14 protein-coding genes are annotated in these 9,001 nt (G+C 57.9%); all 14 read right to left on the bottom strand.

Annotated elements, in window-relative coordinates; all coding sequences use genetic code 11:
• Nucleotides 1-109 precede the first annotated feature (109 nt).
• Nucleotides 110-604 (bottom strand): hypothetical protein, encoded by a 495-nt coding sequence (locus tag ABIC75_RS21585; RefSeq protein WP_354015959.1) that lies wholly within the window; start codon nt 602-604, stop codon nt 110-112.
• A gap of 103 nt (nt 605-707) precedes the next feature.
• On the bottom strand, nt 708-1,259 hold the full coding sequence (locus ABIC75_RS21580; RefSeq protein WP_354015958.1) for a RebB family R body protein: 552 nt from the start codon (nt 1,257-1,259) through the stop codon (nt 708-710).
• Nucleotides 1,260-1,626: 367 nt separating this feature from the next.
• Nucleotides 1,627-2,220 (bottom strand): autotransporter outer membrane beta-barrel domain-containing protein, encoded by a 594-nt coding sequence (locus ABIC75_RS21575; RefSeq protein ID WP_354015957.1) that lies wholly within the window; start codon nt 2,218-2,220, stop codon nt 1,627-1,629.
• A 124-nt stretch (nt 2,221-2,344) separates the two neighbouring features.
• Entirely contained in the window at nt 2,345-3,217 is an 873-nt protein-coding gene (locus ABIC75_RS21570; RefSeq protein ID WP_354015956.1) for a bifunctional helix-turn-helix transcriptional regulator/GNAT family N-acetyltransferase, read from the bottom strand.
• Nucleotides 3,218-3,389: 172 nt separating this feature from the next.
• Nucleotides 3,390-4,262, bottom strand: a complete 873-nt coding sequence (locus ABIC75_RS21565) for a hypothetical protein (RefSeq protein WP_354015955.1) — start codon at nt 4,260-4,262, stop codon at nt 3,390-3,392.
• Nucleotides 4,263-4,419: 157 nt separating this feature from the next.
• Nucleotides 4,420-5,304: an alpha/beta fold hydrolase gene (locus ABIC75_RS21560; protein ID WP_354015954.1), complete on the bottom strand. Its 885-nt coding sequence runs from the start codon at nt 5,302-5,304 to the stop codon at nt 4,420-4,422.
• Nucleotides 5,305-5,395: 91 nt separating this feature from the next.
• Nucleotides 5,396-5,839: an SRPBCC family protein gene (locus ABIC75_RS21555; protein WP_354015953.1), complete on the bottom strand. Its 444-nt coding sequence runs from the start codon at nt 5,837-5,839 to the stop codon at nt 5,396-5,398.
• 34 nt (nt 5,840-5,873) lie between these two features.
• Nucleotides 5,874-6,236 (bottom strand): ArsR/SmtB family transcription factor, encoded by a 363-nt coding sequence (locus ABIC75_RS21550; protein ID WP_354015952.1) that lies wholly within the window; start codon nt 6,234-6,236, stop codon nt 5,874-5,876.
• A 175-nt stretch (nt 6,237-6,411) separates the two neighbouring features.
• Nucleotides 6,412-6,687, bottom strand: a complete 276-nt coding sequence (locus tag ABIC75_RS21545; protein ID WP_354015951.1) for a DUF7336 domain-containing protein — start codon at nt 6,685-6,687, stop codon at nt 6,412-6,414.
• Nucleotides 6,688-6,784: 97 nt separating this feature from the next.
• Nucleotides 6,785-7,342: a hypothetical protein gene (locus tag ABIC75_RS21540; protein ID WP_354015950.1), complete on the bottom strand. Its 558-nt coding sequence runs from the start codon at nt 7,340-7,342 to the stop codon at nt 6,785-6,787.
• 101 nt (nt 7,343-7,443) lie between these two features.
• Nucleotides 7,444-7,722, bottom strand: a complete 279-nt coding sequence (locus tag ABIC75_RS21535) for a hypothetical protein (RefSeq protein WP_354015949.1) — start codon at nt 7,720-7,722, stop codon at nt 7,444-7,446.
• Between the two features lie 101 nt (nt 7,723-7,823).
• Nucleotides 7,824-8,150, bottom strand: coding sequence for a hypothetical protein (locus ABIC75_RS21530; protein ID WP_354015948.1), 327 nt, complete (start codon nt 8,148-8,150; stop codon nt 7,824-7,826).
• An 8-nt stretch (nt 8,151-8,158) separates the two neighbouring features.
• Complete coding sequence (locus ABIC75_RS21525; RefSeq protein WP_354015947.1) at nt 8,159-8,353, bottom strand: hypothetical protein; 195 nt, start codon at nt 8,351-8,353, stop codon at nt 8,159-8,161.
• Between the two features lie 48 nt (nt 8,354-8,401).
• Nucleotides 8,402-8,701 carry a hypothetical protein gene (locus ABIC75_RS21520; RefSeq protein WP_354015946.1) on the bottom strand — a complete coding sequence of 100 codons (300 nt, stop codon included), beginning with the start codon at nt 8,699-8,701 and terminating at the stop codon, nt 8,402-8,404.
• Between the last annotated feature and the right edge of the window lie 300 nt (nt 8,702-9,001).

The following is a 9,001-nucleotide window of genomic DNA, read 5'->3' as shown; positions in this document are numbered from 1 at the left end:
CGCTATCAGTAATGTGCCGCCGAAGTCTGGGTGCCATGCAACACTCCTTCCGCTTGCGCGTCTATAGTGTGTTGCGTTGACCGTCTGAAGTCGCAGTCGGAAGCAGACATTACTCCGCGACCGATATGTCCGTTCCCCACTCCTTGTCCAACAGGTCGGCCTCTGAAATCTCACGCAGCGACCCATCAACAGGCCAGCGATAGCGCTCTTTGGGATAAGCCCAAGGTTGACGGCTCATCAGAACCATCTTGGTGTCTTCCATAAGCGCACCACCAAGCTTGTTATCGCCAGCCTCGTAGTGCGCTTTCGAGAGAGCCACCATTTCGACCAGTTGATCAGCCTTGGGGTCGCCAAGGCGATTGCGAAGATTCTCGATACCTCGGCAGATAACAAAGAACGCTCCGTCAAAGTCATAGCCATCTCGAAACTGGCGTCTTGGGGCGCTCAGCATGGTGTCGGAAATTCGATCCCGAAGCTCGCCGGCCGATTTGGGGATGGTCTTGTCGCGGTACATCATCGCTTTATGGCCCTTCCAGAAATATGAAGGAGATTTACGTCCGCTTCGGGTCGGAAGCGGACATTCACGCGCGAAAACCTGAATCACCGTATTCCATGAAGGCCGCGACTTCACTATCCGTTAGCAAATGACCGCCGGAGCCGCCCGCCCTCATGCCCACTAGAGGAAGAACCACGCCAGGATCGCTGCGTTATAGCCCATCAATCAATTCAAGGATCTTCTGATATTGCTGCAGTTGATCAGGTGCGTTGATCATGTGCACCAACACCGACGCAATCGCTGCCTGCTTCACCATGGCCATACCGGTTTCCTGTGACACTCGCTGAAATTCGCGCAAGGCTCCCGCTACCGTGTTCATCATCTCCTGTGCCGCATGGGACCACGGGCCAGCGTTGTCAATTCCAAGTTTGTTCGGGGATTCGACTACTCGCTCGATCTTCGCCAAGGCAACGGTCAGGTCTTCTAGCGACTGCGCTGCGGCAGAGGGCTTATTTTCCTCGAGAGACGCGACGTTACCTGTATTGCCGATCGACAACAGTTGCATGACGGCTTGCGTCGTCGCCGCTTGCACCAAAATATCGTTCTGCTGCTGACAATTGACGGCATTCTGCGCGGCGTTGCCCAAGGCATGCGCTGTGGCCTGATAGAGGTTACCGAGCGCAGTGGCTGGCGCGCCTCCAAGGACCTGAGGGTTGGTTTGCGTTATGGGATCGGTAACTTGAGAGTCAATCTGGGTCGACATCGACATGAGCTCCTTCGAAGTGAGGTCACCTGATTGCGCACGATTTGGTCTGCGAAACAGGTCTGCGTATCTGTGGTTGCGTGGGATCCACAGCCTTCAGCACGCTCGCGCGCGCATACGGCAAGGCGTCAATTAAGGCGATCATTTCAATCGCTTCCAAGTAAATCCAAGAGCGCCTCGAAAATGTTGGAGGCAGTAAAATTTATTGATGCCACATATTTTCTGCGCGTAGCCATGCAAAAAGTCGCAAGGCATGTCACTCCAATTGCCACCACACAAGTTTCGCCTCGGGTCGAAAGCGGACAATCCGCAATGCTCCCCGGCAGCGTCCACCCTCATTCAAGGTGGACGCTCCAAGGCCATCGCTTTATGGATCGAAGTGCTTCTCCACGCTAAGCAAGATCGATTGATTGTCGCGCGTGCTGCTCTCCAGCAGGTTCTGGTACTCAAAGCGGAGCAACCAACCCTTTAGCGATTGCCAATGGATGCCTGCGCCTAACAACGTGCGATTCTGCGATTGGCCAGGCAAGGAGGCCCGGTAGAACGGGCCGTTACTCAGATCAACGTAACGCATTACGGCAATGCTATCGCCCTGGAAGTCATGCTCATACTCCAGACGCAGCGTGGGTAGCCAGGTGCCGTGATCGTCCTTGATGGCCCATTGTGCGCGCAGACCGAGGTTGCCAGTGGTGGTTTTCACGGTCTGCCGCTGATAGCTCAGCGTGTCGCCCATCTGGCCACGCTCGGTATAGGCGTCCAAATCGGCATGGGCGAGATCCAATCGTGCGTAGGGTGACAGCAGCCAGCCGGCTGTGCGGTGTTCGTAGCCCACCGCCAGGGAGCCAAACCACTGCGTACCGTCGCGGCTGCCGCTAACGGTGGTTCCATCGCCGGTGACGTAGCGGCGTGCATCGAAGGAAAGCCACTGGTAGCCGATCAACGCACTACACGGCCGCTTCATGACCTGATCCAAGTCCCCCTCGGATAGGAAGCGGACACTCCCTAGATCCGAGTTACATGCCAAACGAACCGAAACCACCCGCCCACCAGAACAGTCTCCCACGTCCAGCGGCAGCCTGCCAAAGTCAGAGTCGCTTCTCGAAGAAACTATCCGCATAAGGGTCATCGTTGAAGCGATCGATCTCTTTCCATCCGGTCTTGAGATAGAGCTGTTTTGCTTCTGGCAAGGCGCGGTTGGTATCCAGGCGGAGCGTCTTGATGGACAACTCCCGTGCTATCTCTTCGGCTTCGGTCATAAGCCGCTTCGATAGTCCCATGCCACGCGCGGCTGGCGCCACCCAAAGCCGCTTGATCTCCGCGCCGCCGCGCCCGTCTCCCTTCAACCCCACGCAGCCAACGGGAAGATCGTCAGAGCAAGCCACGAGAAACGCGCCGCGCGGACGAGTCATTTGTGCAGCCGCTGGATCGCGCGAACGCGACACGTCGAAACCATGTTCGAAGCGGCTGCTGATTTCCTCGTAGTAGGCACCGAGGCAGTACGTGGCCAGCTCACCGCGAGGGTCCACTTCGTTGATCGTGACGCGGTCGCGACCGAGCACGGACGCGACGAGATCCATGGCAGCCAACAGTTCGTCCGGTCTTGCGTGGTGTGCGAGCATGTCTTTGGCCTGGGCGTTGGAAAGCCGTTCGTACGCTCGAAATTCCGACACCCCGGCTTTGCTCAGATGCACGACGCGGCGACGTGCGTCCTGCGTACTTACCACGGTTTCCACCAGGCCCTCGTCCTCGAGGCCGCGCAAGAGTCGGCTCATCAAACTGGTTTCGATACCCAGGTATGCCCTGAGCACCGCGACGTCCGTCCGCCCCTGCCCAATCGCATTGATGACGCGGGCAGACCCCAGCGGGCGGCCACGCCCCAGAAAGGAATCGTCCAGCGCGCCCACGGCGGCCGTCACGGCCCTGTTGAAACGACGAACACGTTTGATGGCGTCATCCATATACCTAACTTAAGTCAGGTAATTTTCCTCGTCAAGCGGGCAGGCCCGGATGAAAGCGGAAATGTCGGAACAAGGTCGGCGACCAGTCATGAAATGACCTGGCAATCACCGTTCGCGACATGGCGTTTCCGTTTCTGCCGAGCCAGCCGTCGTGTACGGCGCAGTCGTCCGGTCAATGTTCATTCTCGAAAACCCCTTCCAGAGCAGGCTCCAGCGCAAGCACGTGAGCCTCACCGAAAACAGCGATGACACGATCGTACTTCTGCAAGGAGCTGCGAATCGAAGCAAGAAGGTAGCGGTCCCTCAATGCGTCTGAAGTCCGGGCAACGTCATTGAGACGCCCCATGTCGACAGTCGGATCCAGAAGCTGAGGATCCCAAGTCTTCGCAACCAACGGATGCCCAGTGACCCGGTGATATTCACGCAAGAACCCTTCCCATGTTTCCCAACCCTTTTGCACCGGAACTCCGTTCCCGACGACCTGCGCGCTAAAGAACGACGGATATTCCGCCGCATCCTCGCGGAGATCTGGATCTCGATAGCTCCCTACAAGACGCGTGGCAACCAAATAGACGAATACTTCGCTCACGGAATGACGCGCCAGCAGTTCTGCCATCTCTTCGCGGGCGGGTGCATCGCCGCTTTCCGTGGGTACACCTAATTGCCTTGCCAGCTGTACCGTAAAACCCAAATCCGCGCCGCGCCGGATCGCCTGGTCTCTCGTCTCTGTAGCGAGATCATCGGGCGCCGTACTCTCGTGAAGAATGTATTGCGGTCGAACCCGCTCGAATATGGCCGCCATACGTTGATACATGGAGGACCGTGGATCGAGCAGGTGGTATGTCCCGATGACAACGATGTGCTTCCGCCCTTTCGTGCGTTCCCACACATAGGGAACACTGCTGAGCTTTGGAGAATTCTTTAGACCCATGTAGTTGTCAGGCGCAGGCTGTCCGGAAAGATCACTTGCATAGCTCCGCACGGCACCTGATGTTGCAATCAGAAGAACCAGCAAGTTCACCGCCATGCGCATCGAACTATTCATATGACTCTACGATTCAATCGGGTACAACATCGGGATCTTTGCAATGTCCGCCATGGGTCGGAAGCGAACATCACCCATTTACCTGAGGGGCCGGCTGCAGGCGAGCCATCCGATTGATTGGCGGACGACATCAGCCCAGCCAAACAACGTCGAGCCCCTAGCCCACTGACTTTGATCCAGCCCCGAGGAAGCGTTCGACGACCTCCGGCAACATCGGATCCACGGCGAGCGTGTAGTGCGTGGTGTTCGGCACGATGGCGAGCTGGTTTGCGGGCCGCAGGGAGCCATCGATTCCGGCATCGCGCTGGCCGCCTCCCAACGCCTTCCAGAACTCGACCATGTGCTCGGGCCGGATGGCGTCAGCGTCGGCGAAAACCAGCAGTGTGCGTGCTTGAAGTTTCGTGACGTCAGCGCTCCAATCGAAGGGACGCTTGGTCATGTCACCGACCTTCCTGAAGAGGTTGATCCAATCGACATCGGGGTAGGCCTTCCCTAACGGCGACGACTTGACGGCGGGGCCGAACGTGGCGGCGTTGGCCTCCAACTGTTTGAAGGCAGCCACCCCCTCCGGATAAAAGCCGTCCTGCCGCATCGTCGAAGACACGAGCACAAGCCGGTCGATCACGTCCGGATGACGGATAGCGGCCTGCAATGCGACGCTGGAGCCCAGTGAGTAACCCATCACGTCAGCCTTGCCGAGGTTCAGATGGCCGATCAGCGCGGCAACGTCGTCGCCCAGCGTTTCACTGGGCAATGGCCTGTCGGTGTCTGGTGTGCGCCCGTGTGCCTGGAGATGGACTGCGATCACCTGCCGGCGTTTGGCCAGTTCGGCCAGATTGCCCCCGAAGCTGCCTGGGTTGATGCCACCGTGGAGAAGAATGAGTGGCTTGCCGGCGCCATGCACGCTGTAAAAGAGATGCTGGCTGTTGACGTCGGCGAAATGCTCGTTCGAACTTGTGGGAGCCTGCTTGGCTTGAACGGCAGAAACCGCAGTCAGCACTGCGGTCGCCAGGGCGCTCTTTAGGAAATCGCGTCTGAGCATAACGTCCTCACGCGGCGCCGAACCGGCCAGCACGGCCGGTGATTGTGCGTTTCGTCGCCATCCCTTCCATGCGTCGGTAGGCGCGGTATGGTCACGACTTGCCTGCGAGCAACTCATCCAGTTGTGCGAACTGTTCGGGCAGGCCTTCCGCCGAACCGGCGAGGGCTTCGTCGAGTGCCGCTTCTGTCGGGTAAAGCTCGTGATAGGTGACCAATGTCTTGCCGGCATTTTCTTCGAACGTTACCGTGGTCAATGCGCCCTGGTCGCTATCTTCGTTCGTCCATACGAGGCGCCTGTGCGGCGTTACTTCTCTGTAGGTGCCGAAGAACGCCATCGGTTGATCGAAGGCCGGATGGCTGAACACGAGGCGATATGTGCCTCCGGTGCGAACATCCATGTCGCACGAGACCAGCGTCATGCCCACCGACTTCGGAACCCACCATTGCTTGAACAATTCAGGCCTGCTCCACGCTTCGAAGACGATGCGCGCGGGAGCATGGAACGTTCGCCTCACGACCAGTTCGCGGTCGGACATGCGTTCCACGACGGTGCGGTTCGTGGCGGCGGGACTACCTTCTTTTTCGTTGGGCATCTGCCTTCTCCTTGGATTTCAAGTGCTCGACGAGCTTGTCCAGCGCATCGAAGCGAGCGGTCCACAGTTGGCGGTGCTGCTCGATCCAGGCGGCCTCTTCTTCTAGCCGGCGCTGTCCGAGCTTGCAGGTTCGTACGCGTCCGACCTTCTCCGTCGTCACGAGCCCCGCCTGCTCCAGGATGCTGACGTGCTTCTTCATGCCCGTGAGGGTCATGTGAAACCTTTGGGCAAGGTCGGTGATTGATGCGTCAGAACTCCCGAGCTGCTCCAGCACCCCGCGTCGGGTGACATCGGAGAGCGCGGCAAACGTGGCGTCCAGGCGGGCCTGATAGTGAACCATATGGTTCACTGTAAGGTGCGCACGGGAGATTTACAAGCGGGTGATGCCACGTCGCACGCGGCCGCTCCGCAGCTCCGAACCAAAACGCGCAGCCGAGCGCAGGCAGAATTCCAGCTGGTGGCTTGGTGCAGCCAGATCAGACGTCGAGTTGCCCGTCTGGGGTCGAAAGCGAGCCTTACAAACCCGATGAATTCCGATCGTCGGCCAAGGTAACGAACCCTTCGGCCCAGTGATCTTTGTCCAATTCGTACTCACCGATGTAGAAGCCGTCCTCTTCGTCGGTGATATCTGGATCTATGAGGTTGGGATGCCTGGAGAAACCAGACTGCGTCCCCAAGCGTGCAACCGCCGCCTTGGCGGCATCCAGCGTGCGGTAGACACCGATCATCTTCACATCTTCGATGTCGCCTGGAAGCGTGTGACTGTGCGTGACGACAAACACCCTTTCCATCTTGCCCTGTCTCCACGTGGTTCCCGACGACAAGATATTCGCGTCACCAGCAGTGTCTGCTCCGGGTCGGAAGCGGACCTACCGTGAAGTATCTGAGTCAGACCTCGCTGCCACCACCGTCGGAGTAGACGGCGATGATGCGGTAAGGTCCCGGCTCGCAGCCGTTAAAGCCATCTTGCTCGATAAACGTCCTCGCCTCCTCAAAGCTTTCAAGCAGGCAATGACGCGATGTACGCAGCCTCTCGGCCTGCGCGTTGCAGGACAGAGGGGAGCATTCGGGTGCATTTCCGAGCGAGAACGATGTGATATCGAACCCCTCCAGCTTCTTGATTTCGGGGACAACAACATTCGTTGTAAACGATGATTCGGGCTGGAACTCCGACCATGTTTGCGTTTCCTCGTCGTACTGCAGTTCGTACCCTTCGTAATAGAAGAGCTTTTGTTGCTCCAAAGGCACCGAAGCATCTTTTGCAACTTCGGCGAGGATGTCTGGCGAATCGAACAGCCAGTATCCGTTGTGCTTCCAATAGCCGATGTAATCCGTGAAGTACCTGGAAACACAGCCGCTGACGGAGTAGATGTCGGTCACTTGCCCAGCTTTCAGCCACTCAGGGCGACCGGCAACCTGCTTGTATAAATAGCCCAGTGGAATCATGACTTGCGCCCTAGGTTTCTGATCAGCCTCGCGATTTCAGGGAAGGACCCCTTCCAGAGAAAAGGTCCGCTTCGGGTCGGAAGCGGACATTTCGGATTCCTTCAATTGTGGCGGCTTTGGCTGACCAGAAAGTAGGCCGCTACCCCTCCGATCAACCACCAGGACAGCAGTGAGATCACGAGCACGACAGCGTGATGCGCCCCTTCTCCCGGTCCGACGTGACTGTACTCGCTGAGCCAACCAAAGAACTGGTTGCCCGGCCCGTACGCCAACCGACTCAGCCAAATGGTCGCCGATCCGACCGGCAAGATGAGGGGCGCCGCGAGCAGCAGCATCGAGCCAATCACGCCTAACCCAATCGCGGCCAAAATGCGCTTCATGAAGGAACCCCTCCCCGAGCCTACCAACGAATCATCCCGCAATGACCTGGCCTCATGGGGCCAGTGCGATGTCTGCTTCGGGTCGGAAGCGGACGCTGAAATCAAATCCGTTCGATGTATAGAACCTGGCCGGGATGATGCTCCCTGATGATCTCTACGGCCCCTGCCACCGCGACTTCATTCACAGGTTCAATCCAATGCACGAAATCCGTTAGATCGAAGCCTTCGGCGCGAAGCCGTTTGATATCGGGTTCGTCCAGCAGACCCGGATTCATCCAAATCGCAGTCTTGCTACCCCTGGCAAGATTGAGCATCTCGACAAGACCTTGCTTCGTAAGTGCAAAGAAAACCAAGCGAGCCTCCATGTATTGCCCCACCACACAGGTCCGCTGCGGGTCGGGAGCGGACCTAACGGCAATGCGCAGCACATGATTCCTCACCTCGACTTATCGAGGAAGTACCTAATCGCCACGCCTGTCGCGACCACTGGAACCGCACCCGAGACCAAGCGCATCAGCTCGCGCCCCAGCAGAAGATAGCCAGTGAGCATCAGAAAAACACAAACCCCGATAGCTAAAACAAAGGCCTGAATCGCCGCGGCCCACGTTCGCTTGCTCTTGTCGGTCAGCATCGCCCATCCATCTCCAATGTCTGCTCCGGGTCGGTAGCGGACGTTCTGTCATTTCAGGTTACCTGTGATTGCCGCCACCAATAGAGGGACGCCAACACACGCGAAAAATACCCCGATGGCGATGAAGCATTTCCGGCGGTAGGCCAATCCCTCGGACGTCAGCAACTGAGGATTAAGAAGGGCGTTTGCTGGATTCCACAGCGTTTCTCGTCCCCAAAGCCGAACTCCATCTTGCGTCCGGCGCACTGCTTTCACCGCAAAAACAATGGCGGAAAACCAGGCGACTACGGCCGTAAACCAAGCGGCAACGAACAATAAGAGCGCAATAGCGGCAAGGACTTTAGTCATGTGGGTAATTATGTCTGCTCCGAGTCGGAAGCGGACATGTTCACGAAACCCAAACGGGAAAGCGCATGAGTACCTTCCACTGATTTTTCGCATGGCGCAGATACACGTACTCTCCCTGTCCGCAAAGGGCTCCGCAGTGATGGGCCACATAGACAATCGCGATACCTCCGTCAGGGGAGTAACCCGGGAGACTGACGGACGTCCAACCGGTGGCCCCGGGGAAAGCCTCGAAGAGCTTTTTCCAGGCCTCGTCCAACGATAACTCGCTCCCTGATGTGGGATTCTGATCAAAGAATCGTC

This window comes from Dyella japonica (assembly GCF_040545895.1).
Classification (GTDB): Bacteria; Pseudomonadota; Gammaproteobacteria; order Xanthomonadales; family Rhodanobacteraceae; genus Dyella; species Dyella japonica_D.
Note: the sequence above shows the minus strand (reverse complement) of the source record. Positions and strands in the feature narration are given on the sequence as shown.